At 59.8% G+C, this 25,892-nt stretch carries 10 protein-coding genes and 1 pseudogene; 6 read left to right on the forward strand and 5 right to left on the reverse strand.

The genetic code is table 11. The features are described from left to right. The 5 genes and pseudogenes from QLQ16_RS15350 to QLQ16_RS15370 form a co-directional block, all read left to right on the forward strand. Positions 1–251 (forward strand): annotated as a pseudogene (locus QLQ16_RS15350) (hypothetical protein); the annotation flags it as partial. A 117-nt stretch (positions 252–368) separates the two neighbouring features. Continuing rightward, the gene (locus tag QLQ16_RS15355) at positions 369–2,060 is read left to right on the forward strand and encodes a DUF1800 domain-containing protein (protein ID WP_283225537.1); all 1,692 of its coding nucleotides are present in this window, start codon (positions 369–371) and stop codon (positions 2,058–2,060) included. 3 nt (positions 2,061–2,063) lie between these two features. After that, positions 2,064–3,446, forward strand: coding sequence for a DUF1501 domain-containing protein (locus QLQ16_RS15360; protein WP_283225538.1), 1,383 nt, complete (start codon positions 2,064–2,066; stop codon positions 3,444–3,446). 217 nt (positions 3,447–3,663) lie between these two features. After that, positions 3,664–9,660, forward strand: coding sequence for an Ig-like domain-containing protein (locus tag QLQ16_RS15365; protein WP_283225539.1), 5,997 nt, complete (start codon positions 3,664–3,666; stop codon positions 9,658–9,660). After that, entirely contained in the window at positions 9,660–10,475 is an 816-nt protein-coding gene (locus tag QLQ16_RS15370) for a hypothetical protein (RefSeq protein ID WP_283225540.1), read from the forward strand. The genes QLQ16_RS15365 and QLQ16_RS15370 overlap by 1 nt, the downstream gene beginning before the upstream one ends. 257 nt (positions 10,476–10,732) lie before the next feature. On the opposite strand, the gene QLQ16_RS15375 is transcribed toward QLQ16_RS15370, so the two are convergent. The 3 genes from QLQ16_RS15375 to QLQ16_RS15385 form a co-directional block, all read right to left on the reverse strand. Continuing rightward, positions 10,733–11,026, reverse strand: coding sequence for a GIY-YIG nuclease family protein (locus tag QLQ16_RS15375; RefSeq protein ID WP_283225541.1), 294 nt, complete (start codon positions 11,024–11,026; stop codon positions 10,733–10,735). A 126-nt stretch (positions 11,027–11,152) separates the two neighbouring features. Further along, the gene (locus QLQ16_RS15380; protein WP_283225542.1) at positions 11,153–11,962 is read right to left on the reverse strand and encodes a hypothetical protein; all 810 of its coding nucleotides are present in this window, start codon (positions 11,960–11,962) and stop codon (positions 11,153–11,155) included. Positions 11,963–12,056: 94 nt separating this feature from the next. Next, positions 12,057–18,608, reverse strand: a complete 6,552-nt coding sequence (locus tag QLQ16_RS15385; protein WP_283225543.1) for a putative Ig domain-containing protein — start codon at positions 18,606–18,608, stop codon at positions 12,057–12,059. Positions 18,609–18,971: 363 nt separating this feature from the next. On the opposite strand from QLQ16_RS15385, the gene QLQ16_RS15390 reads away from it, so the two are divergent. After that, positions 18,972–19,409: a hypothetical protein gene (locus QLQ16_RS15390; protein WP_283225544.1), complete on the forward strand. Its 438-nt coding sequence runs from the start codon at positions 18,972–18,974 to the stop codon at positions 19,407–19,409. A 68-nt stretch (positions 19,410–19,477) separates the two neighbouring features. On the opposite strand, the gene QLQ16_RS15395 is transcribed toward QLQ16_RS15390, so the two are convergent. Together QLQ16_RS15395 and QLQ16_RS15400 are read right to left on the reverse strand one after the other, a co-directional pair. Next, positions 19,478–20,314, reverse strand: a complete 837-nt coding sequence (locus QLQ16_RS15395) for a hypothetical protein (protein ID WP_283225545.1) — start codon at positions 20,312–20,314, stop codon at positions 19,478–19,480. Beyond that, positions 20,314–25,881 (reverse strand): Ig-like domain-containing protein, encoded by a 5,568-nt coding sequence (locus QLQ16_RS15400; RefSeq protein ID WP_283225546.1) that lies wholly within the window; start codon positions 25,879–25,881, stop codon positions 20,314–20,316. Before QLQ16_RS15400 ends, QLQ16_RS15395 begins: the two co-directional genes overlap by 1 nt. Between the last annotated feature and the right edge of the window lie 11 nt (positions 25,882–25,892).

The raw sequence follows: 25,892 nt of genomic DNA on the forward strand, positions 1-25,892 counted from the left end.
TCGAAAGCATTGAGAAGATCGATTTGACGGGCGACGGCAGCCGTGTGTTGGTGTTGACGCAGGCTGATGTGTTGGCCTTGTCGGACAACGACACGCTCATCGTTCAGGCTAAATCCGGGGACACGATTCAGATGGGCAACGGTTGGGTAGATGTTGGCGTCAGTCAGGTTGGTTTTGATGGGGTGGCATACAACCTCTACACACAGGGTGCAGCCAGTTTGCTGGTGTCACCAATCATGACGGTTTTGTAAGTCAACCGATGGCATGAGAGCGGGCAGTGTATATCCATGCACTGCCTGTTTTTACTTCGTCAGATTGACGAGTGAAGTGCCCCTTGTGATCGTGATCTTTTTTCACCATAGATTTTGATGATACTTTTTGCTCAGCACCGATTATTTGCTTTACTGCTGCTCACCGCATTGCTGGTCGCTTGTGGCGGTGGCGAGGGTACTGAAGGCAAGGCTGTAGCTGACCCGGACGATGGTGTATTGGCCGGTTTGCTGGCTGCACCAGTCACCGAGGAGCAAGCCACACGCTTTTTGTGGAAAAGTGCATTTGGCCCTACAGATGAGTCGATTGCACTGGTTCGACGATTGGGCTATGCAGGATTTGTTGACAGGCAATTGAATTTGCAAACTAGCCAGTACAGCAATTATTTGATGGAGCCTTATGGGTATCCCGGTCGCACCGAACTGGATGGTCAATGTGCACAGCATGGCACAGAATCGACGCGCGTGTGTTTGGAATGGATTTACGAAAAACAACGTGCGCCATCCGTCATTTTTTTCAAGAGTGCGGTGCATGACCCCGATCAACTGCGCTTGAGGGTGGCGTTTGCCTTGAGCCAGATTTTGGTGGTGTCCATGAACCTGGATTACCGGACAGCTTATGGCATGCGCTCATACCAGCAAATGTTGCGTAACATGGCCTTTGGCAATTACCGCGATGTCTTGATGGCCATCACCATGCACCCCTACATGGGGGCATGGTTGGACCATGCCAAAAACACCCGTCAGGCACCTAACCAGAACTTTGCACGGGAATTATTGCAGTTGTTTTCGGTTGGAACCTATCTGTTGAATCAAGATGGCACTTATCAGCTCAATGCACGGGGTGAGCTACAAGAAACTTACACGGAAGCCCATGTTCGCGATTTTTCCCGAGCCTTGACGGGGTGGACCTATCCTGCAAGTTTCATGGGGGCGAACCTGACTCAGGCCGATGACTCACATGATACAGGCAGCAAAACCTTGCTGCGGGGTCAAATTTTGCCTGCAAATCAATCCACCACGGCAGATTTACAGGGTGTGATCGACAATGTGTTCAATCACCCTAATACTGGTCCGTATGTTTGTCGGCAGTTGATTCAATTTTTGGTCACCAGCAATCCCAGTCCGGCCTATGTGGCGAGAGTGGTCAAGGTTTTTAACAAAAATTCTAGCAATGCTAGGGGTGATCTGAAGGCAGTGGTCCGTGCCATTTTGTTAGATTCTGAAGCTCTCAATCCTCCCGACGCGGCTGGTCGCTTGCTGGAGCCTGCTATTGCTTCGGCCGGATTGGTGCGAGCTGTGGGGGGGGCTTCCGATGGCGCTTATCTCGATGAGATGTCGTTTGCTCAAGGGCAAAGGCCCTTTGCAGCGCCTTCTGTATTCAATTTTTACTCTTTCCAATATCAGCTGCCGGTGAACGGGCGGAGATTGCAGGCTCCTCAGTTTGCGATTGCAACGTTGCCTGCGGTCACTGCGAGATTGCAGTATCTCGATAATCTATTGTCTGCGGGTGGTGCACCTGCGGACACATCCTTACCTCAAGGGTATCGGTCGGGAACTCAGTTGTCTTTCCCCGCTCGCTGGCTTCAATTGGCGGGGACCAATGTGGATGCTCTGGTGGATATGCTCAATGTTCGACTGGCCGGTGGTGTGTTGACACCGGCCAGTCGGAACTTGATCGCCGCGCAAGTCAAAGCTCTGCCCGGTGTTAGCTCACAAGATCAACGCGGTCGCGTAGCGTTGGCCATTTTCATGGTGGCCGCTACACCTCATTTCATGACCCACAGGTGAACCATGCTGGATCGTCGACATTTTCTTCAAGTTGGATCGTTGCCATTGTTTCGGCCTTTGTTGACCTTGGGCGCGGTGGGGGCTGGGCTCAAAGGCTATGCACAGTCAGCCTCGGATTACAAAGCGTTGGTGTGCGTATACCTCTTTGGTGGCAATGATGGATACAACACCTTAGTCCCTCATGAAAGCAGTGCCCATGCTCAGTATTTAACAAAGCGGCCTCTTTTCAATCAAGCAAATCAGCTAGGTGTTGGCATAACTCAGGAGAGCTTGCTTACCTTGCCACTGGCCAATGGCCAAACTACAGGTATGGCATTGAACCCGGCGTTGGTAAACATGCATTCTGCATGGGCAAGCGGTCGTTTAGCTTGGGTGCAGGAGGTTGGAAATTTGGTGGAGCCTTTGACCCGTTCAAATTTTGCTGCAGCACGCAAACCTGCCGCCTTGCTGGCGCACGATGATCAACAAGAATTGTCGATGTTGGCCAGTCAATTCACGCAAGGTCTAGGAACTGAGAGTGGATGGGGTAACCGCATGTTGCAGCATGTCTTGCCGCAGAGCGACGCAAACTGGAGCCAGGTTAGCTTTTTTGGCAACAACCGTTGGCAAGCGAATGCCGGGTGGTCTACGCCAGTCCTTTTGAATGCATTAAGCACTTTACCTGTTGTTCGTTCGGATGCAATGAGAAGCTTGATCGCAGATGCAGAAAGGTCATCACGTCCATTCTCGAAAGCGTATGCCTCTCTCATGCGTGAGAGCTATGAAAAAGCAGCGGTAATCAATGCGTTGTTTGCCTCAAACAACTCACTCGTTGACACCTCATTTACCAATGCCTTGGGTGGTTCACCGATGGCGAGTCATTTTAATAAACAGTTATTGTCAGTTGCCAAGTTAATCCATCAACGCCAAAGCTATGGTGCTCCGGCGCGCCAAATTTTCTTTGTTGGTTTGGGGGGGTTCGATCACCACGGCGCGCAATTCAACTCGCAAAAATCTTATTTGACTGACATTGACAAAGGACTGCATGCGTTTTTTGCGGCCTTGACGGCGGTGGGCTTAGAAAGACAAGTGACTGCATTTTCTATGTCGGATTTTGGACGCACGATGTCCATGAATGCCAGTCAGGGCACGGATCATGGTTGGGCATCACACCATTTTGTTTGGGGGGGAGCTGTGCGGCAGGGCTTGTACGGACAAAGAACTGATTGGGCCAACACCGATTACACAGTCCCGACATCTCCTGATGTATTAATGCCTCGCATCGCCCTGGACCAATATGCAGCCACATTGGCCAGCTGGATGGGGCTCAGTGGCGCCGATTTGAATAATGTTTTTCCAAACTTGCGAAATTTCTCCCAGCCTAATCTTGGTTTCATGAACAGCTAACCCGATGGCCACTTCTTCCAAACGCCTTTCCAAAGCGAAGACAAAGGCAGGTGCGCTTGTGCGCCGCAAAAAAAAACTACCTGTCAGCGAGCAGGTCCATGTTCAGTCACAGGAGGCGGTAGCTGCTGAGAGCGCCCGCCCTGACACCGCAGCTGAAATAACTAATGCTACAACAGCAGAGTCTGCAAAGTCAGCCCCTCCTGTAGGTGTTGCGGCCATGGCAGATTCAGTTGGCAGCACTTTTTTGCCCGGCAATTCAACACCACCATTGTCGATGAGTCCTGCGCCAGCGTCTTTGCCTGGCGTTGCTTTGTCGGCTCCTGCAGCAGCGGATGCGTCTGCACCAGCTTCTTTGCCGGTGCCTTTGTCCGAGTCCGCCAGTCCCGTGGCGCCATCGGCTTTGGTGTTAGGGGGCTCCAGTTCTTTGCTCCTGGCCGGTCTGGGCCTCGCGGCAATGGCAGGTGGTGGTGGTGGTGGTGGTGGTGGTGGGCAGCCCCCGACTGACACCACAGCCCCCACCGTGACAGTCAGCGACAACGCCCCGGGCATGGCCAGCGGTCCCGTGGCCTTCACAATAGGTTTCAGCGAAGTGGTTTCTGGCTTTGATGTCAGCAAGCTGAGCGTGTCCGGTGGCAGTCTCAGCGGTTTTGTGGCCAACGCAGACGGCAAAACCTTCACCGTGCTGGCCACACCCGATGCCAACACCAGCGGCACGCTGCGGTTGACCATCAGCACCACAGGCGTCACCGATGCGGCTGGCCATACCGCTGTAGCCCCGGCCGTGGCCGAGCAGGATTATGCCCAGAACGTGTTGCAAGGCACCTTCATGGCCGGCCCCGTGGTCACTGACCACTCGCTCAGTGTCAGGGTGTTCAATGCCTCGGGCCAAGTCATCGGTACAGGGCTGATAGACGAGCTAGGCCATTACACCGTGGCCCTGGGCCGTTACAGCGGCGCGGTGGTGGTGCTGGTGGTGGATGCAGATGATGCTCGACTGGATTACATCGACGAAGTCAGCAGGCAATCGGTGGATCTGTCCGGGCAACTGATGGTGGCTGGCCGTGTGGACGAAGGCACTGAAGTGCAAACACTCAACGTCAACCCCATCACCACGGTGGCTGCACTCAAAGCGGGCTTGCAGGTCGCAGCCGACGGGGTGAGTTTACATGCCATTAGCCTCGGCGCAGAGGCCTTGCTGCAGAGCATCAGCACAGCCAACAGCATGGTGGCCCAGGCCATGGGCTTGGGCAGAGAACAAGAAATGCTGACCGCCCCCATTGTGCCTATGGTCAACGCGGATGGCAGTTCCAACAACGGAGCCAATACCTACGGGAAACTGCTGGCGGTGGTGGCCGGTATGGATGCAGTCAACAATGGGGACACTCAAGGCAGCTTGAACACACTCAAGGAGGGAATCACTGCTGAGGGCACTTTGGAGACATCAGCCCGCAGCGCCATGACTGCGGGCGCCAACGCAGCCCACGTTGCTATTGCAGATATCCCTGCGCTGACCCAGCAAGCGGCCACGGGCATCGCCGCATTCAGCGGCACCGCCGAAGAAGGCGGCACGCTCAGGGCCGACACGGGCGGCATCACCGACCCAGATGGCACGCAGCTGAGCTTCAGCTACCAGTGGCAGATAGCCGACACGGCCAATGGCAACTACAGCGACATCAACGGCGCGACGGCCAGCAGCTATGCCATTGCTTCTGACCAAAGCCAGATCGGAAAATACTTGCGTGTGGTGGTGACGGCGACGAACGACGGCACGGCCAGCGGCACAACATTTGTCAGCAGCCCCAGTGCGGCGGTAGCCAACGTCAACGACGCGGCCACAGGCATCGCCGCATTCAGCGGCACCGCCGAAGAAGGCGGCATGCTCAGGGCCGACACGGGCGGCATCACCGACCCGGATGGAACTCAGCTGAGCTTCAGCTACCAGTGGCAGATGGCCGACACGGCCAATGGCAACTACAGCGACATCAATGGCGCGACGGCCAGCAGCTATGCCATTGCTTCTGACCAAAGCCAGATTGGCAAATACTTGCGTGTGGTGGTGACGGCGACGAACGACGGCACGGCCAGCGGCACAACATTTATCAGCAGCCCCAGTGCGGCGGTGGCCAACGTGAATGACGCGGCCACGGGCATCGCCGCATTCAGCGGCACAGCCGAAGAAGGCGGCACGCTCAGGGCCGAAACGGGCGGCATCACTGACCCGGATGGCACGCAGCTGACCTTCAGCTACCAGTGGCAGATGGCCGACACGGCCAATGGCAACTACAGCGACATCAATGGCGCGACGGCCAGCAGCTATGCCATTGCTTCTGACCAAAGCCAGATCGGAAAATACTTGCGTGTGGTGGTGACGGCGACGAACGACGGCACGGCCAGCGGCACAACATTTATCAGCAGCCCCAGTGCGGCGGTAGCCAACGTCAACGACGCGGCCACAGGCATCGCCGCATTCAGCGGCACAGCCGAAGAAGGCGGCACGCTCAGGGCCGACACGGGCGGCATCACCGACCCGGATGGCACGCAGCTGAGCTTCAGCTACCAGTGGCAGATGGCCGACACGGCCAATGGCAACTACAGCGACATCAATAGCGCGACGGCCAGCAGCTATGCCATTGCTTCTGACCAAAGCCAGATTGGCAAATACTTGCGTGTGGTGGTGACGGCGACGAACGACGGCACGGCCAGCGGCACAACATTTATCAGCAGCCCCAGTGCGGCGGTGGCTGATAAATCCCCACCAGATGCCGTGGATTTGTCGGCCAACTCGGGGGTGCAAAACACCGCCGATGTGACGCTCAATGCCTTGGAGTTGCAGGCTGGCAAGGCCTTTTTACCAGGTTTGCAGGCGCCTGCTGCCAGCGATGTGAGCGAGGTTCGGTTGGTGCTGGAGGACAACTGGCAGACCCAAGCAGGGATGGACCAGTTGGTGTTGGACACGGCACGGTCTTTGAATGTTGACTTCAGTGCGCAGAACGTGAGCTTGGGCGGGGTAGGCAACTGGGCTTACCAGTACACCGCCAGCAACCGCACCTTGGTGCTGAGCCAGCAGGGTGGCGGAGCCTTGCCTGAGGACCGGCTAGACGACGCGTTGGCTGCGTTGAGGGCGTTGGCCTTCAAGAGCGGCAGCGCCAGCACACTGCCTCGCAGCCTGAGTGTGGCGTATGCAGACACTTCGGGTAATGTGGGCACGGCGGCTACGGTTAACTTGATGACCGACACAAGGCCTACCGTGGCCTTGCGGTTGGACTCTGGGCGTGATGGCAACGATGGCGTGACGAAGGACCCGGTGTTGCAGGTGACAGGCTTGCTCACGGGAGCAACTTGGCAGTACCGCACCAGCAGCACGGGCAACTGGATCAATGGCACGGGCACAGCGGTCAGCTTGGTGGCTGCCACTTACACCAATGGGCAGGTGCAGGTACGCCAAAGAGATGCCAGTGGCGTGTTCAGCACCGAGGCCATGATGGGCGCATTCACCATCGATACGTCTTTTCCCACCAATCCGGCGCTGCGCTTTAGCCAGGACACTGGGGTGAGCAGCAGCGATGGCTTCACCCAGAACGGAGTCTTGTTGGTCAGCCGCCTGGAGACCGATGCCACTTGGGAGTATTCGGTCAACGGCGGGGCCAACTGGCAAACGGGCAGTGGCACGGGTTGGACTTTGCAGGCTGGGCATTACCTGGCAGGCAGTGTGCAGGTGCGCCAGACTGACAAGGCCGGCAACGTAAGCACCACCGGCAAAAACGGCATTGATTGGCGGGTGGACGACGCGCCGTCGCAGGTGTTGAGCTTCACTGTCAACGGGGGAAACGCCGTGTTGCTCAAGGCCGGGCAAACGACCACGGTGCGTTTGATGTTCGACGAGCCGGTGGCGCAGCTGAGTGCGGATGACCTGGCTGTCACCGGTGCCACGGTGACGGGTTGGGTCAGCAGCGATGGTGGCACCACTTGGACCGGCGCGCTCAGTCCAGCCGCCATGACCTTGGCCACCGGCGTGCGCCTGACTTTGCAGGGGGCGTATGTGGATTTGTCTGGTCGCATTGGGCCGATAGCGGCACAAAGCTCGGCCTTTGACGTGGACAGTGTGGCGCTGGACGCAAACCGGGGCTTTGCCATCACAGGTGAGCGAGTGGGCGACTACAGTGGCGCAGCGTTGGGCTGGTCAGGCAATGCTTTGTTCAACGATGGTTTGGATGGGGTGCTGGTTGGCAGCCCCAGCTGGCGCAGCAGCGATGTGGCCGAATCGGCCGAAGGTACGGTGCATGGCCTGCTGGGGCGCACGGCCACTGCGGATCTGGATTTGTCGGCGCTGGACCCGTTAGATGGCAGGGCTTGGACTTGGGGCGAGGCCGAAGCGGCCCTGGGCTGGCAAGCGGTGGGCGTGGGCGATGTGAATGGCGATGGCCGCCAGGACCTGGCCTTTGCGGCCCCCTATGCCGATGCGGGCGTCGGGGCCGATGCCGGGCAGGTGTGGGTGATGCTGCAAGCGGGCAACGGGACCGAGTTGGCCGATATTCCTGCCACCAGCAGCGGTGGCTGGACTGTGCAAGGTTTGGCCGAAGGCGACGCCTTGGGTTGGAGCGTGGCCGCTGCGGGGGATGTGGATGGCGATGGTTTTGACGACGTTTTGGTCGCGGCACCCTATGCCGATGCCACTGCGGATGCACTGGACGCAGGCCAAGTGATGTTGGTGCGCGGCAAGGCCGATGGCACGGCAGGCACCAGTACCGTCTGGAGCAGCCCCAATGCGGGCGACTGGCTGGGCTTTGCGGTGGCGGGTGGCGGCGACATCAATGGCGACGGCCTGGCCGATGTGCTGCTGGCAGCCCCCGATGCCGATGTGACGGTGGGCAGTGACACTTTGATCGATGCTGGGCAGGTGTATGTGGTGTATGGCAGCACCACAGGCATGGCCAGTTTGGCCGATGTGCAGGCCGGACAAGGTGGACGCCTGATCAACGGCTTTGCCGAAGGCCAATCTGTGGGCCATGCGGTGGCGGTGGTCGGCGATGTGAACGGTGATGGTTTTGCCGACATGGTGGTGGGTGCACCCGACCATGCGTCTTCACGCGGTGGGGCTTGGCTGGTTTGGGGCGGGGCAGATGACACACCGCTGGATCTGGGCAACCCGGGGAACTCGGGTCAGAGGGCGGTGTACCTGTTCAATGGCCGCGATGACGTGGCCTTGCTGGGCAGTGCGGTGGCAGCGGCTGGCGACTTCAATGCCGATGGTTATGCCGATGTGCTGCTGGCAGCACCCGGCACCGATGGACCCGCAGGAGCACAGTCAGGTGCGGCTTATGTGGTGTTTGGCAAGGCCACGGCCAGCTGGGACGCCAGTTTGGACGTGACCCAGCTGCGCCTGGGTAACGGCAGTGGTCTGATTTACCACGGTCAAGCCGCAGGCGATGGGGCCGACGGCATGGCCTTGGCCGGTGGGGGCGATGTCAATGGCGATGGGCTGAGCGACTTGCTGGTGGGCTTTGCTGCAGCGGCGGGCACGCGGGGTGTGACGCAGGTGCTGCTGGGCGATGCGGTGTACAGCACGGCCACGAAAGTGATGGGTACTGCCGACGTCGACATGCTGATAGGCTCGGAGGCGGCAGAGCTGCTGGTGGGTGGATTGGACAGTGACTCATTGGTTGGAAATGGGGGCGATGTTTTGTTGGGAGGAGCTGGAGACGATCGATTTCTTCTTGAGCCAAACTGGTTAACGGCCTTGACAGAGACCGGTTTCACAAGATTAGCTCGTTTGGATGGTGGCACAGGTTTTGATTGGGCAACATTGAGAGGTACTGGCACGAAGTGGGATCTAGCTGCCCTTCAAGTGGTAGGTTCAGGCACCCGATTGAGTGGTATAGAAGGTATCAACTTGAGTTACCTGTTTGATCCATCCACGGATGCACAAACGGTGCGTTTGGGTGTGCGCGAAGTGTTGGCCCTGGGCCAGACCAATTTACTCAACAGTGACAATGACTGGACCGAACTGGGGGCTTTGGTGCAGCGCCACCAATTCATGGTTTATGGCAATGCGGCGGACACGCTCAAAATGTCAGATGCAGCCAACCAGTGGGTAGCGCAAGCCGATATCACGGTGAATGAAGAGGTTTGGGCCGTGTTCAACCACAGCACGGCCGCCGCACAGTTGTTGGTGGACAAGGATGTGCAGGTGCTTTGGGATCAAGCGGTGCTGTGATGAAAAAACCAAAGTCTGGTGTGTGGTTGGATGGCATTTTGGGAGGGGCGTTGTGGGCCTGTGCGTGTGCGGCCATGGCCTGGACACTGGATGGCGCATCGCTGGGGGTAGGCCTGACCCAGCAGCGCTGGCATGAACACACGGGCACGCTGCCGGTGACTGAATCTGGCCAAGGCCCGGTGCTGATGTGGAGCTTGCAGGGCCAAGCTGGCACGGTGGCTGGGGCCACGCTGCGTTGGCAGTTGACTGGTCAAGGGCAGCAATGGGGTAGCGACTACACGGGTTTCAAGCAATACCCAGATGGCTCCACCCAGCCCTGGCAGCAAACCAACGATTGGCGCAGCGCGCAGCTGATGGCCCAAATGGACGCGGCCTGGCCAATACGGCCCGGATGGCAACTGGAGCTGTCGGGGGCTGTGCAGGCACAGAAGCAGTGGCGCGATTTGCATCAGTACCGGGAACACATGCGCCAGCAAAACGCTTTGTGGGGTGTGGGGCTGCAGTGGCAAGCGACGCCGCAGTGGCGCTGGCGTGTGCAGGCCTTGGAGCCGCTGTCGGGCGCATCGGGTGCGCGCTTGTCTGCCCCGTCATTGGGGTTTGATGCCGACATCCAGGCCCGCACGTCCATGAGAAGCCTGGAGCTGGCCTGGCAGCCCGAAGCCAGCAGCCCCACGACAGGGCGCAGCGAATGGGTGCTGCGCTGGCAAGCGGTGCGCACCCAGTGGGGTGCCAGCCCAGAGGTCAATGGCCATGTGTTTCCTGGCGCACAGCAGCAGCAACGCACCTTGACGCTGGGGTGGGTGCAGCGGTGGTGAGGTACGTCAGGCTGTCGTCATCCCTGCGAAAGCGGGGATCCATAGATTCCCGGTCAAGCCGGGAATGACAGCCCATTTGTCATCCCTGCGAAAACGGGGATCCATGGATTTCCGGTCAAGCCGGGAATGACAGCTCATTTGTCATCCCTGCGAAAGCGGGGATCCATGGATTCCCGGTCAAGCCGGGAATGACAGCCCAGTTGTTGTCCCCGCCCCCATCCGTCATCCCCGCGCACGCGGGGATCCACACGGCATGGTTAGCGCGTCACCTCATCCCACAAATCACGCCACTCGGGGTTGTGTGACTCGATGAGCTGGATCTTCCAGTCACGGTTCCACTTCTTGAGTTGCTTTTCACGGGCAATCGCCGTGAGCATGTCGGCATGCAACTCGTAATGCACCAGCACATGCACCCCATAACGCTGGGTGAAGCCCTCCACCAAATCATTTTTATGCTGCCAAATGCGCTGCACCAAATCGCTGGTCACGCCGATGTAAAGCGTGCCGTTGCGGCGACTGGCCAGGATGTAAACGGCGGGCTGTCGGGTCATGGGGTCAGGCGATGGGAGACATGGATTCCCGCTTTCGCGGGAATGACGACTGAGATGGCGGGAATGACGACTGAGATGGCGGGAATGACGAGAAGTGCCGGGAATGTCAAAAAGAGCCGGGTAGGGTCAGATATTTTGGACGGTGGTCACCAAGGTGGACGATGAGACTGGAATGCGCACAACACGGTGGGGTTGGAGATGGGTCTCGCGCAGCAGCACATACGACGAAGTGGCTGTCAACAGTTGCCCTGTCTTTTCCAATACCTGTCCGCTGTCCCGCCATTGAACAGTCACGCATCGGCCTGTTCCGGTGCTAGGAGCGGGCGCGGCTGACGAGCCCGCTTCGCAAACGGGCAAAGATAAGACGGAGCTTACGTAGCCATGTCCGCTGGCCATGCCAAACAAGACCGTCATGAAAAGTCCACCTAAAAACATCAGGACTCCCAGCCACATGGCGACCATGACAGCTGGAAAAATCAGCACAGACAACACTACAGACAACCATTGATACAAGGGGCGCTTGGCAACAGGCCGCTGAAGCCAACGCAAAGCCAAGCTGTCCAGCCAATCTTGACGGCGTTTGGCAATCGCTTGAGGAGACCTGTCCGTGGTGATCAACACCCACACCAGCACAGACACCTGAATCGCCATCAACCAGCTGATAGGTTGAGAGAGCAGTCGCCACAAGGGTGCCATAGGCTCGCCTGGCAAAAATGAGCTCACACCCATCAAGCCCAAAAAGGCGTAATGAAACACATCTGACGGAGTGCTCCAAAGCAGCCCCCCATCCAGACCCAGGGCATCGGCCACCCCCTGCATGGCAAAGTAGCCAAAGCCAGAAATCATGACTGAAATAACACCCATGATGGCCATCAGGCTCGACAACAGTGACCTCGGGTTTTTTGATGGTGTCGTTGAATTGTTATCAATGTTCATGGTGATACAAGCCCTTGTGTTGGCAGTCGTAAGGAGCTGATGCATTCCCGCTTTCGCGGGAATGACGCGAAGGTGTGGGAATGACAAATCGCGGTTACAGAACAACGCTGTAACGAGTCGTTTGTGCGTCAAACAGCTGACCAAGTGACAGGTCTACATACGATGTAGAGCTGAAAGGCGTGGGCATGGCTGTCATAAAAGCATTTCCCCAGCCCCAATAAACGTTGTCCGCAGTTGCCAAAGCCGAACTGCCATAGTGCCTTAACGCTTGCACAGGCCCGACCCGTTGGGCTTCAGTGCTTGGGTTAAACAACCACTCAGACCCAGGCGTGTTTCTGCCGAAATTTGCGGCGTACAAAGCGGCACCTTCTGCCTGGCTTGGCAGGCGGCTTGTATTGCTTTCATGAAGTACATGGTCTGCCGCCAGCGCTGCAAAATCAGTGCCAACAGGATAGCCCGAGTCGTTGAATCCGACGTGAAACTCCCAGATCTGGGCAGGGATGCTGGACACCAATCGGTTTGTTCCAGTGGTCAGGTAGTTGACGCCGTTTGCACCATCTGGATCGCCGTAGTAGTAAATGAAGACCTGCTTTGAGAGGCGGTCATGCACGCTGAAGTTCTGACTCTCCAAGCCTGTGTGGGTGTTGAGTGCCGTGCCACTGGCCACCAGGAACAAGCGATCTGACTCGTTGGCATTGACTTGCCCGTCGCCATTGGCATCGACGGCAATTTGGTGAACACCACTGCTCCATACGTTGTGGGTTGCAGGCCGCAAAGCCGCCGACGCTGCTGTAAAAACAAGACTCCATTCGCCGGATGCGTTGTCGTAACTGGCCAACACATCATTGACACCGTCTGCATTGACATCGTTTTGCCCCAGCACCAAACCGATGGCGCCTTCTGCGGCCTGACCGATGGTGCGGTCGTTGTCCAGCAGAAAGCGAATCGAGTTTTGTAGACCGGCTTGTGCTTTGCCTGTCACTGAGAAGCCTGCCTGGTACTCCTGCTGACTGACGATGTCAGAGCCTGTGACAGCGTCAATCCAATGGGCCAGGACTCTGCTGGCATCTTTCTGGTTTGCGAAGCCCGTCCGGTCGACCGGGTCCTTGAGTGCATGCAAAGCAGCGCTGTGAATTTGGTAGGCGTTGCTGTCGGCATTTGGATCGCCCGCTCCGGCTGCAATGGCAGTGTCAAACAACGCCCTGACATCCGAGCGCGAATCCAGAACGTCTGTCACTTCAATCTCAACATCGTGGTCTGTGGTGTTGCCGTCCACATCGGTGGCCCGAATTCGGACCTCATACAGGTTGGTTCCACTTGCGCTTCGGGGTTGTTCAAAATCCGGGGCAGTGACGAATCGTACAGCGCCGGTCGTGCGATCAATCGCAAACAAGTCATCGTCTGCGCCACCCGCGAATCCGAAGCTCAGGCCAGGGGAATTGTCCGAGACACCTGGCACGTAAACCGTGGTGATTGTTCGTTCTGCAACCGATACCTGTCCGGACGAGAAAAATGCGGGCGCAGCAGCGTCGGTCACCCGCAGCTGATAGCTGTGTTGATGCATGAGTCCATCCTGGTCAACGGCGCGCAACGTGAAGTCATAAATGCCCGGCTGCACAGGTGTGCCGCTGAGCACCCCATTGCCCTGCAAACTCAAGCCAGGCGGCAGATTCCCGCTTTGAATCTGTACCGTCAGGACGTCTCCCCAATCAGGGTCTGAAAAATCGCGCCCCAAATAAGCGCGGATTTCGGAGCCAGCTTTGACACTGTAGCTGGCTTGATAGGCCTCCACAGAAACAGGTGCTTCATTCACACCATTGCTGTTACCGGACATTGCTGAAGAAGCGGCCACAGGGCCACTCAACGCAATGAAACGGGTTCCTATGACCGTTCCGTCATTTTCTGCGGTCACCACCGCTTGAAAATATTGTCCCAGTTGACTGGTATCGCTCGACAAGACGTAGCTGTCGTTGGTTGCGCCAGGAATGTCCACAAAGGGTCCTGCTGGACTGCGCCCGACTTGCCATTGGTAACTGAAGCGAAGCACTGTGCCATCAGGGTCCGAAATGTTTGAAGTCAGCACGCGCAGCAGAGCCCCTTGCCGAGCCAAGCCCTCCAGCTGAATGTCCCCAACCGCCGCGTCGTTGGCATTGCGAACCATGACAGCACCATCGCTGCTTGCGCCGTACAGAACACCATTGGCGGTGTTTGGATAGACCATGACTTTGATGTACTTGCCGATCATGCTTTGATCGGCGGGTATTTGCCACTGGCGCTGGTTCGCACCTTCGATGTTTCTGAACGTTCCGTGCAGAGAATCGGCAATTTGCCACTGGAAGCGAAACGGTGCATCGACCGCCTCAAAGATGGTGTTTACATCCCTGGTGGCGTAGGCCGTCAAAGTCCCCCCTTCAATGGCTTCGCCTCGGATCAATGCAGCATGCGGGATGGTGACGCCTCCTGAAGCCTTGGAAAATTGCAAAGGCCAGCTGATGAAGTCTGTGCCACTTGCACTGCCGTCATTCACGGCGGTAGCAACCACTCTCACAAAACGACCGATTTCGATTTGTTTGGAACTGGAGGTAAACGTTTTTGCAGTTGCCCCCGGAATGTCCACATAGGGACCGGTCTCAGTGTGTGACGTTTGCCAACGGTAGGCATAGGTCAGCGTGGTGCCGTCAGGGTCTGTCAGGTTGCTGACGTTAGCAACGATGGCATCGCCTTCGTTGCCAAACCCGTCAATCGTGACCCCCCCGTCAAAATCGGTCACGCCTGCTTTGCTGACCTCGCTCAGCAATACACCCACTGAACCCACAGGTGGGCTGCTTGTGCCTACAGGTATTCGGATCGTTTCTGCGGTTTTCGAAAACGCCGTGTCGGCCACATCGGTGGTGCCGTCGACCTTGGTTCCGGACAGTGCAATACCACCGTTCGGGCCTATGCCTGCCCACTTGTACCAGGACCGAATCGTGAGCTCACCGCTTTGGCTGGCGGAATAACTGGCGTTGGGTTTGAAGTACAAGCGCGTATTGGCTTCATCGCGCAGCACCAGGACAGAATTAGCATCCACTGTACTGAATTCACTCCAAGTGGAGCCGCCATTGGTTGAAAAGTAGAACAGTCCGTCAGCGCTGTCTGCTGAAAAAACCCCGATGTCTTTCAGCAGCTGTGTTGCAATTTTGTTGGTGGCTTTGATTTGAGTACTGGCTGCGCTTGTAAAACTGGTGCCAGTGGGCGTTCCGTCGGTTGTGGCAGTGGCCACAACCCGGAAGTACTTGTTCACTTGATCGGATGCAATGGTGTAGCTGCTCTGCTGGGCGTTGACGATATTGGTGTAGACCCCATTGCTGGTATCTGAAATTTGCCACTGGTAGTTGAAATCGAGGGTTGTCCCATCGGCATCGATGATGCGTTCTGTGGCTGCTTTGAGGGTGGCGCCGACAATGGCGTTGCCTTTGATTTCGACGAGCCCCGCCGCTGTATCGTTGACATTAGCGATCTGCGAACTGCTTTGACTTGTCATGGTGTTGCCGACCTTCCCGTCAAAGTAGATCGGACTTGCCAGAACACGCACGTATTTGCCGACGAAGGTTTGATCGCCAGGAATCCTCAAGTCCTTGGCCGTGGCATTTGCAATGGATGTGTAAGCGCCATCCATGGCGTCGGCCATTTGCCACTGATAGCGAAATGTCAACGGCATACCATCGGGATCGGTCATGCCACTGGTGTTGGCTGTGAGGGTGCCGCCTTCCTGTGCTGCTCCGCTCAGGCCAATACTGTCAAGCACAGGATCATTGGTGTTGACAACGACAGCGCTGGGACTGCTGATGAAGGTGGCGCCTTGACTTGTTCCATCGTTGCTTGCCGTCACCACCACCCGCAAAAATTTGCCGACTTGGCTTTGATCAGCGGCTATGTTGTAAGTGCTGCCTGTGGCCGCTGAAATATTGGCATAGGTGCCATTGAACGTGTCGGCGATTTGCCATTGGTAGTTGAAGGTGAGTGTGGTGCCGTCGGGGTCGGTGATGCCGTTGGTTTGGGCGGTCAAGGCGCCGCCTTCTTTCGCTGTGCCGATCAGGACGACTGAACCGGATGCCGCATCGTTGGTGTTTTGAACCGTGAGTGCGTTGCTCACCATCTGGGTGTGCCCCCCCAAAGCATCCAGGGTGATGACACGAACACGCACCGTTTTGCCGACCAGGCTCTGATCCGTCGGGATTTGCAGCGAATTGGCGGACTGCCTGTCCAGATCCTGCCAGGCGCCATTGACATTTTCCTGCCAGCTGTAGCGCCATCGGACGATGGCACCATCGGGGTCTGTGAGGGTGTTCACGTTAGCGGTCAGGGTACCGCCTTCCTGCGCCACACCACTCAGGCTCACGGCGCCCGATGCGGGTCGGTCTGATGTTGTATTGACGATCAGATCCAGTTTGGACGTTGCACTCAGGCCAGACGGGTCGGTCGCTTTGACCAGCAAGGTGTGGTTTCCGGTGGTTGTGGGCGTACCGCTGAGCACACCACTGGCACTCATGCTCAGTCCCATCGAACTCAGTGCTGCCCCGGACTGGAGCAAAGCGCTGTAGGTCAAGGTGTCATTGTCTTCATCCTGAAATGCGTTGGCAGGAATGCTGAAGGACAAGGGCGACTGCACCGTGGCCATCTGCGCACTGATTGCCATTGAGGGCATGGGCGCGTCGTTGACGTTGGCCACCGCTTGGCTGGGGTTGCTGATAAAGCTGGTGCCATTGGCCGTGCCATCGTTGGTGGCCGTCACCACCACCCGCAGGAACTTGCCCACCTGACTTTGGTCAGCGGCAATGTTGTAGCTGCTGGCCGTGGCACCGTTGATGTTGCTGAAGCTGCCATTGGCAGTGTTTGCGATCTGCCACTGGTAGCTGAAGGTCAGCGCTGTGCCATCGGGGTCGGTGATGCCGCTCACAAGTGCCGAGAGGGTGCCCGCCTCCATGGCGACACCCAGCAAGCCGACCGAGCCCGTTGCCGGACTGTTGATGTCGCGCACAGCCGCCGTTGGAATGCTGGCAATCGCTGTGCCATCGGGTGTCCCATCGTTTGTGGCCGTCACCACCACTTGCAAAAATCGACCGACGTGACTTTGGTCGGTGGGTATGTTGTATGTGGCGGCGGTTGCGCCCGGAATATCGATGTACCCACCAGGCACTGAAGGGACATTGATTTGCCATTGGTACATGTAGGTCAGCACAGTGCCATCGGGGTCGACGATGGCATGCGCAAGTGCAGTCAGGACGCCGCCTTCAATGGCTTCGCCTGCGATGCTCGCCATACCAGTGGCTTCTTCCGGTACGTCAACGACCGAGCTGGTAGATGCAGAGCTGACTTTTTTTCCGGGTCCCAGGCTGTCGATGTAGCCGACTTCGACCGTCATGGCCTTGCCGACTTGTTGTTGAGTGAGCGTGAATGTGCGCCCAGTGGCACCCGTGATGTTGATGCCATTGGCTTTCCACTGGTAAGTGATGCCCGAGATACCTCCATCAGGGTCGCTCAGGGTGCCTGCGGTCAGCACCTGGGCTTGGGTCGCGGTGCCGGTTATCGCTGTAACGCTGCCCAGCTGGTCTGAAACCGAAACCACGGCACTGCTTGCAATCCATGATGCTCGTCGGTTGCTGCCATGGGTGTCTGCATAGCTCGCTTCGACGGTGATGAGTTTTCCCAACTGATCTTCTGTCAGAAGAAAACTGTTTGCGGTTGCACCGTTGATGGCTAGGTCATCGGCTTTCCATTGGTAAGCGATGCTGCCATTGACCACGCCGTCAGGATCGCTGAGGACACCAGCAGTCAATAGCTGACCGACCCTGGGCGTTCCGGAGATTGCCGCAAGCGTGCCCGGATCATCAACATTGGCAATGGCACCGGTGGCAGCACTGGTGAGCGTCGTACCACCGGCAATACCATCATTGATGGCCTTGACCACCACTCTGAGGAATTTCCCCACCTGACTTTGATCGGCCGCGATGACGTACTTGTACGTTGTTGCGGTGTTGATGTTGGTGTAGGGACCATTCGCTGCATCAGCGATCTGCCATTGGTAAGTCAACTCCAGTGCCGTTCCATCCGGGTCGACAACCGATCTGGCATCGGCGGTCAATACAGCGCCTTCTTCGGCAAAGCCAACAACAGCGACCGTTCCGGTGGCTGCATCGTTGACGTTGGCCACCGCCAAGCTTGGGGCGCTGGTGAAGCTGCTGCCATTGGCCGTGCCGTCGTTGGTGGCGGTCACCACCACCCGCAGGAACTTGCCCACCTGACTCTGGTCAGAGGCAATGTTGTAGCTGCTGCTCGTGGCGCCGTTGATGTTGGTGTAACTGCCATTGGCCGTATCGGCGATCTGCCACTGGTAGCTGAAGGTCAGTACGGTGCCATCCGGGTCGGTGATGCCGCTGGTCACGGCGCTCAATGTGCCCCCTTCTTCGGCAGTGCCGCTCAGGCTGGCGGTGCCGGTGGCGGTCTGCTCAAGGAATGGTGTTTGTGTGACGGTATCAAAGCCGGTGACGGCGCTCAAGGCGGCGTTCAGATCGGCTATCAGCGCTGTGCGTGCGTTGTGGGTGAGCACGGCGCCGTCGGCAAAGACCAGTTTGTCTCGCCCCACAGCCGTTGCGCCATTGGCCACGGTGACTTTTTCTGTGCCGCCATTGACCGAGCGGGTGAAGGTGATGGCACCCGAGACTTCGGTCAGGCTCTTGGTGTAGTCGGCCCAGTTGCCCGTCAGGTAGATCTGGTCTTCTCCACCGAGCAGGTTGCGGGCATCAACGGTGGCACCAGCCTTGACGTAGACCTTGTCTGATTGACCCGTGCCGGTGACCACCGTGGACTGGCCCGCTTCGGTCATGGCAAAGGTGGCCCCGGTGGTGGTGCTGGTGGTCGAGGCAAAGGCTCGCAGGGTGTTGCCCGCAGGGGCTGTGGGGCTGTAGGCGGCGCTGGTGATGCTGTTGTTGGCGCCCGAGACGGTGTTGAGTGCGGCCGTCAAGCTGCCTTGCAGCGCGGCGTTGGCTTGTTGGGTGCCCACGGCGCCGTCGGCAAAGATGAGCTGGTCGCGGCCCAGGGTGGTGGCACCGTTGGCGACGGTGACTTTTTCGGTCAGGCCGCTGGTGCTGTCGGTGTAGCTGAAGACGATGGCGCCGGGGACGGTGCTGATGTCTTTGGTGTACTGGTCCCAGTTGTAATTAAAGAGGACCACATCGGTGCCACCGAAGAGGTTGCGCGCATCCAGGTCCACGCCTGCAGCGGCCCAGACGGTGTTGACGCCGCCGCTGCCGTTGGCGATCAGCTGCTGCTCGGCCAAGGTGTATTCGGCGCCCGGGGTGCGCAGATCGAGCAAGTCGGCAAAGGAGCCAGTGATGTAATAGCGAAGGATGGTGGACATTCAAATATCTCTCGATCACAAAAGCTGCATTCAGCAGCCCATGAATAGATCATAAATAGATACTTACGCGTTTATAAATACAGCACTTAAAAGAAATTAATTCCTATTGAAGCCCCTCACCACCGCTGCACCCACCCCAGCGTCAAGGTGCGTTGCTGCTGCTGTGCGCCAGGAAACACATAAGCGTTGACTTCTGTGCTGGCGCCCCACTGGGTGCGCTGCTCTTGCCAGCGCAGCACCCATTCGCTGCGGCTTGGCTTGGGGCTGCTGGCTTCGGGCTGCCAGGCCAGCTCCAGGCTTCTCATGGACATGCGGGCCTGGATGTCGGCATCAAACCCCAATGACGGGGCAGACAACCGCGCACCCGATGCGCCCGACAGCGGCTCCAAGGCCTGCACGCGCCAGCGCCACTGCGGCGTCGCTTGCCACTGCAGCCCCACGCCTGCCAGCGCGTTGTGCTGGCGCATGTGTTCCCGGTACTGGCGCAAGTCGCGCCTTTGCGTTTGGGTCTGCACAGCCCCCGACAGCAGCAGCTGCCAGCCGGGCCGCATCGGCCAGGCCGCCTCCAGCTGCGCCATCGCCTGCGCGCTGCGCCAGTCGTTGCTTTGCTGCCAGGGCTGGGTCGAGCCATCGGGGTATTGCTTGAAACCCGTGTAGTCGCTGGCCCACTGCTGCCCCTGGCCAGACAGCTGCCAGCGCAGCGTGGCCCCCGCCAGCGTGCCAGCCTGGCCTTGCAGGCCCCAGGCCAGCACCGGGCCTTGGCCCGATTCAGACACCGGCAAATTGCCCGTGCCCGTGTGCTCGTGCCAGCGCTGCTGGGCCAAGCCCACCCCCAGCGATGCGCCGTCAAGTGTCCAAGCCATGGCCCCGCCAGCAGCGGCCCACCCCAGCGCCACCCATGACAAGGCCTCCACCAACCTGTTGCCACGCGCACCTGATGTCGGTCGATTCATCACAACACCGCCTGGCTGTGGTACACCGCATCGCCCAGCAGCACCTGCGTCACCCCCCGGGTTTCTGCCGCTGCGGCAAAGCCCACCAGCAAGTCGCTCAGGCCATCGCCGTTGACATCGCCGCCTCCGGCCAGCGCCATGCCTGCTGCGCCGTCGCCTACGGCTTGCCCGTGGTAGATCAGGCCACTGCCGTCGCCCAGGCGCAGCTGGGTCACGTCCAGGCTGTCGGCCCAATTGGCTGTCGCCTTGCCAAACACCACATAGGCCGCCCCGGACTGCGCCCCCGCTGGCCCATCGGTGCCGGGTGCGGCCAACGCCACATCGGCAAACCCATCGGCATTGAAGTCACCGGCCGCCGCCACCGCATAGCCCAGCTGGGCCACATCGTCTTGGCCATTGAACAGATAGACGGCGCGGTGGCCCGGGTTGCCCAGGTCCAGCGGTGTGTCGTCTGTACCGCCCCACACCAGCCAGGCCCCGCCGCGTGCAGACGCATGGTCGGGTGCACCCACCACCATGTCGGCAAAACCATCACCGTTCACATCGCCGACCACCGCCACCGCATGGCCCACAGATTGGCCTTCGGCAAAGCCGTTGATCAGGCGTCCACCTTGTCCGGCCTGCACATCGGCCAAACTGGCCATGCCTGTGGCGCTGCCATACACCACATACACCTGTCCGGCATCGATCAAGGTGTCACTGCCCACCACCGCATCGGCATCGGGCGCGGCCAGCAGCACATCGGCCAGGCCGTCGCCATTGATGTCGCCGCCCCCCGCCACCGCAAAGCCCAGCCAGTCGCCCGCGTTGGGGCTGCTCCAGACGGTGCTGGGGCCTGCGGTGCCATCGGCCCTGCCGCGCACCAGCATCACCTGGCCTGCGTCCAGCGCATCGGCGCTGGCGTCGGCATAGGGGGCGGCCATCAGCACATCGTCAAAACCATCGCCGTCCACATCACCGGCTGCGGCCACGCTCCAGCCCAGGGCATCGCCCTCGGCCAGGCCTTGAACAGCCCAGCCACCGCTGCCTGCTGCCACATCGGTCAGGGTGGTCAGGCCGTCAGCTGCTTGCAGCAGCACCCACACCTGTCCGGCGTCGGCCCCAGCGCCTGCATCGGCATAGGGGGCCGCAAAGGCCAGGTCTTGGCGGCCATCGCCATTCACATCGCCCACACCCACCACTTGCCAGCCCAGGGCCGCTTCGGCCTCGCCCCAAGTCCAGGCCCTGCCATCTAAAGGGTCCAAAGCCGACAAATCCAGGCCTGAAGTGGCCGTGCGCCCCAGCAGGCCATGCACCGCGCCTTCGGCCCACTGGGCCTCATCGCCGCTGCGCCAGATGGGGCTGCCGATGAGCACGCCTTGCTTGCTGTCGTTGGCATCTGCAGCCGGCGCATTGCCCGCCCAGCCCAGCGATGCACCGCTGTAATCGCCGACGCGGGTGCCGGTGATCGCAAAGCCCCGATTGGCGTCCAGAACCAAGGTGTCCACGTCAAAGGCCGAACTTTGTGCCCCTGTGGGACCACTGCGGCCAGACAAATCTACGTACGCCCCTTGCAGCGTCAGGCGCATGCCACTGGCCAGGGTCATGGCCGCTGGGGTCAACACACCGGTCCAGGTGATGCCGCCATCGCTGCTGGCCCAGCCCGTGACCGTCGCGCCGGTAGCAACAAGGTCTTCGGCGCTCAGTTGCGCCACGGGTTCATTGAAGACCAGCCGCACCGTGCTGGTCTGACCGGGCTTGAGCAACAGGGCATTGCCACCGTTGACGGTAAAGCTCAGCACCTGCGGCGGTGCTTCGTCCACCCGCCAGTCGATGCCGTTTTTGCCGGTGGTGCTGGTGTTGCCAGCCCGGTCGGTCTGGCGCACCTGCACAGTGCCGGCCAGGTACTGGCCCGGCCCCAAAGTCCAACCCGTGCCGCTGCCCGCCTGCCAACTGGCTCCGCCGTTGACCGAATACTCCCAGGTGGCGTCTGTCTCCAAGCGATTGACCAGCAAGGCACCGTTTTGGGTGTAGCCATCGCTGCTGCTGATCCCGGTGTCCTGCACAAAGCGCAATGCCGGGTTGGTGGGCCAAACCGTGTCGATGGTGAAAGCGCCCATCAAGGCCTCGGCGCTGAACACGCCGCTGGCATCTCTTTGGCGTACCTGTACCTGACCGCTCAGGTATGACGCACCCACCAAACTGACCGCTGTGCCCGTGCCATTGATCCAGCTGCCCGTGCTGCTGGTGCGGTACTGCCAGGTGGCACCAGAGAGCAAGCCGGTCACCAACAACACCGCGTCCTTGGTCACGCCATCGCTGCCATCGCGCCCGGTATCCGCCCGCAAAGCCACCGTGGGCCGCGTGTCGGTCACCAGGTTGACCGTGGCCGCTGTGCCCACATTGCCCGCTGTGTCTGCATACGCCACGCTCAGGTTGCGTGATGCCGTGCTGGCACTGCTGCTTTTAAACAATATGGCCGCCAGCGCATCGTCCAGCCGGTCCGTGGGGATCGCGCCACCCCCGTGCTGACTCAGCACCAGGGTGCGACTGCTGGCGGTGTACTGGTAAGCCCAGCCGCTCACACCGCCCAGGCTCACGTTCTGAGCGCTGAAGTCGGCATTCAAGGACTGTGCGCTGTCCAGCACCAGTTGGTCCGCCCCGGCCTGGGTTTGCCAGCTGCCGCCCAGTACCCAACGAACCTCGCCCACATCGCTGGCTGCAGGCGCCTGCACACCAGGCAGCAAGGCCTTGCCTGCCCGCAACTCTGGGGCATTGAAAGCCACATCGGCCGTGCTCTGCACGCCCGGGTTGGCCGACAAGTCCACGGCGTCGGGTGGCGTTGTGTCGCCCACGGCGGCACTGGGGTTGCTGGCAAAGCTGGTGCCATTGGCCGTGCCGTCGTTGGTGGCCGTCACCACCACCCGCAAGAACTTGCCCAGCAGGCTTTGGTCTGAGGCAATGCTGAAGCTGCTGCCCGTGGCGTTGGCGATGTTGCTGTAGCTGCCGTTGGCTGCGTCAGCCATCTGCCACTGGTAGCTGAATGTCAGCGCTGTCCCATCCGGGTCGATGATGCCGCTGGTCACGGCACTGAGCATGCCACCTTCTTGTGCGCTGCCGCTCAGTGCTGCACTGCCTGTGGCGGCATCGTTGACGTTGGTTACAGCCGCGCTGGGGCTGCTGGTCAAGCTGGAGCTGCTGGCGGTGTCCGCGTTCGTGGCCGTCACCACCACCCTAAAGAACTTGCCCACCTCACTTTGGTCGGGTGCTATGGCGTAGCTGCTGCCCGTGGCGTTGCTGATGTCGCTGTAGCTGCCGTTGGCTGTATCTGCCATTTGCCACTGGTAGCTGAAACTCAGTGGCAGACCGTCAGGGTGGGTGATGTCCGCCGTGTTGGCCGTGAGTATGCCGCCTTCTTCTGCATGGCCACCCAGCGCCAGAGTGCCCGTGATCTGGGGCCTCAATGGATCGACCAGCGCCTGGATCTTGGCCACGGTATTGACCGAGTCGCCCGCATCGCCTTGCTCGGCCAAGGCATTGAGGACGTCTGGCCAGTGGCTGGCACTGATCCCCCGGATGCCCAGCAAGGCAAAGTCGTCTGACGTCAAGGCCACAAGCGGCTGAGCACCGGCCACGGTCAGCATCAGCCGATCCACCACACTGGCCAACGCCTGCAGCTGCGCCAGACTGTTGATGGGCGCCAGCTGCAAGCTCTCGCGCTGGGCCAGGTGGTCGTGCAGCAAGGCCCTCTCGGCTGCGTCGGTGCCTGCGCTGTTGCCCAGCTCGGTCAGCCCCAGCCCCAGGGGGTCGGGTGCATGCCACTGCTGCGCACTTAAGGGGTGCGCCAGCGCCTGCAGCAGCCCTTGCTGCAGCAGTGCCTGCAGCTGCAGCCCCGTGAGTGTGTGCGTCTGCTCCTGGCTCAAGCTGGCCAGATCCAGGGCCGCAATGGCATCGGCTGAGAGACAGCTGAGCTTGCTGCCCAAGGCCAGCAGCTGCTGGCTGTCCATGCGGGCGGCCTGCTCGGCGCTCAGGGCCGTCACCTGGCTGGCACTCAGGCCCGAGAGGCTGAGCGCTTGCATCTGTGCCCAACGCTCTGGCGGGACCAGGTCAATCAGGGTGGCCTGCAGGGCCAGTACCTGTGCGTCGCTGAGTTCTTGTAGCGCCCCTACAGCGGCAAACGCTTGCCCCTGCGCCCGGGTCAGTGCAGCCAGTTGTGGCCCGCTGAGTTGGGCCATTCTGGAGTTGGTGATGTCGGTATTGACCCCCAGGCTGCTGGAGGCGAGCGTGGTGGCGCTGTGCGTGAGGTCGGCCACTTGCTGCGTGGCGCTCAGCAGGATCTGTGCCCCGTTCAGGCTCAAGGCTTTGGCCTGCACGCTCAGGCCTGTGGGGGCGGCGTCACCCGGCTGCACGGGGTAGCTGAATTTGATCTCTTGCACCTGTTGCCCGCCCTGGCCGGTCAGGGCTGCGCTGTAGTCGGCCCAGACGGTGCGCTCGCCCAGGCGCAAGGCCAGCCGGGGTTGGCCGCCTGTGGTGTCGATGTTGACCGCTTCGGCCAAACTCACGCTGAGCACCAGCACGTTGCCGCTGTACCAGCCGCCTGGGCCGGGGGCCATGCTGCGGGCCAGGTCAATGGCCATGTCCTGTACCTGGCTTTGGGTGGTGCTCACCTCCACGTCTTCAGTTTGTGGCTCATTGCCATTGGGGGTGAAGACAATTTGCACCCGAGTCGTTGAGGGGTTGGGGCCTGTATTGCCCTGGCTCAAGGTGTTGAAGCTCATTTGCCCGTCGGCAAAGTGCAGGCGGTCTCGTCCAAAGCTGGTGGCTCCGTTGGAGACGATGACCCTTTCCGTGGCACCGTTGACGGTGCGGGTGAAGGTGATGGCGCCCGAGATTTCGGTCAGGCTTCGGGTGTAGTCCAGCCAGTTGCCTGTCAAGTAGATCTGGTCTTCCCCGCCAAAGAGGTTGCGCGCATCGACCTGGGCACCGGCCTGGACGTAGACCTTGTCAATGCGGCTTGTCCCCGTGACGATGGTGGTCTGGACTTCTTCGGCCATGGCAAAGGTGGCCCCGGTCGTAGCGCTGGTGGTCGAGGCAAAGGCCCGCAACTTGTTGCCTGCAGGCACGGGTGGGCTGTAGGTGGCGCTGCTCAGGCTGCTGTCCTGTCCTGCAACGCTGGAGAGATCCGCGCTCAGGCTGCTTTGCAGGGCTGCGCGTGCGTGGTGGGTGAGCACCGCGCCATCGGCAAAGATGAGCTGGTCGCGCCCCAGGGTGGTGGCACCGTTGGCCACGGTGACCTTTTCTGAAAGGCCGCTGGTGCTGTCGGTGTACGTGAAGACGATGGCGCCCGAGACGGTGCTGATGTCTTTGGTGTACTGGTCCCAGCGGTAGTTGAACAGCACCAGGTCGGTGCCGCCCAACAAGTTGCGGGCATCCAGCTCCACCCCCAAGGCCGCCCAGACGGTGTTGACACCACCGCTGCCGGTGGCGAGCAACTGCTGGTCGGTCAAGGTGTATTCGGACCCCGGGGTGCGCAGATCGAGCAGGTCAGCGAATGAGCCACTGATGAAGTAGCGAAGGATGGTGGGCATGTCAGCATGCC

Source organism: Limnohabitans lacus, from assembly GCF_030053395.1.
Lineage (GTDB): Bacteria > Pseudomonadota > Gammaproteobacteria > Burkholderiales > Burkholderiaceae_C > Limnohabitans_A > Limnohabitans_A lacus.

Bases quoted from the DNA above. Each gene is read 5' to 3' on its own strand.
- QLQ16_RS15370 (WP_283225540.1), top strand. From the start codon at position 9,660: ATGAAAAAACCAAAGTCTGGTGTGTGGTTGGATGGCATTTTGGGAGGG.
- QLQ16_RS15355 (WP_283225537.1), top strand. From the start codon at position 369: ATGATACTTTTTGCTCAGCACCGATTATTTGCTTTACTGCTGCTCACC.
- QLQ16_RS15365 (WP_283225539.1), top strand. From the start codon at position 3,664: ATGGCAGATTCAGTTGGCAGCACTTTTTTGCCCGGCAATTCAACACCA.
- QLQ16_RS15400 (WP_283225546.1), bottom strand. From the start codon at position 25,881: ATGCCCACCATCCTTCGCTACTTCATCAGTGGCTCATTCGCTGACCTG.
- QLQ16_RS15360 (WP_283225538.1), top strand. From the start codon at position 2,064: ATGCTGGATCGTCGACATTTTCTTCAAGTTGGATCGTTGCCATTGTTT.
- QLQ16_RS15375 (WP_283225541.1), bottom strand. From the start codon at position 11,026: ATGACCCGACAGCCCGCCGTTTACATCCTGGCCAGTCGCCGCAACGGC.
- QLQ16_RS15395 (WP_283225545.1), bottom strand. From the start codon at position 20,314: ATGAATCGACCGACATCAGGTGCGCGTGGCAACAGGTTGGTGGAGGCC.
- QLQ16_RS15380 (WP_283225542.1), bottom strand. From the start codon at position 11,962: ATGAACATTGATAACAATTCAACGACACCATCAAAAAACCCGAGGTCA.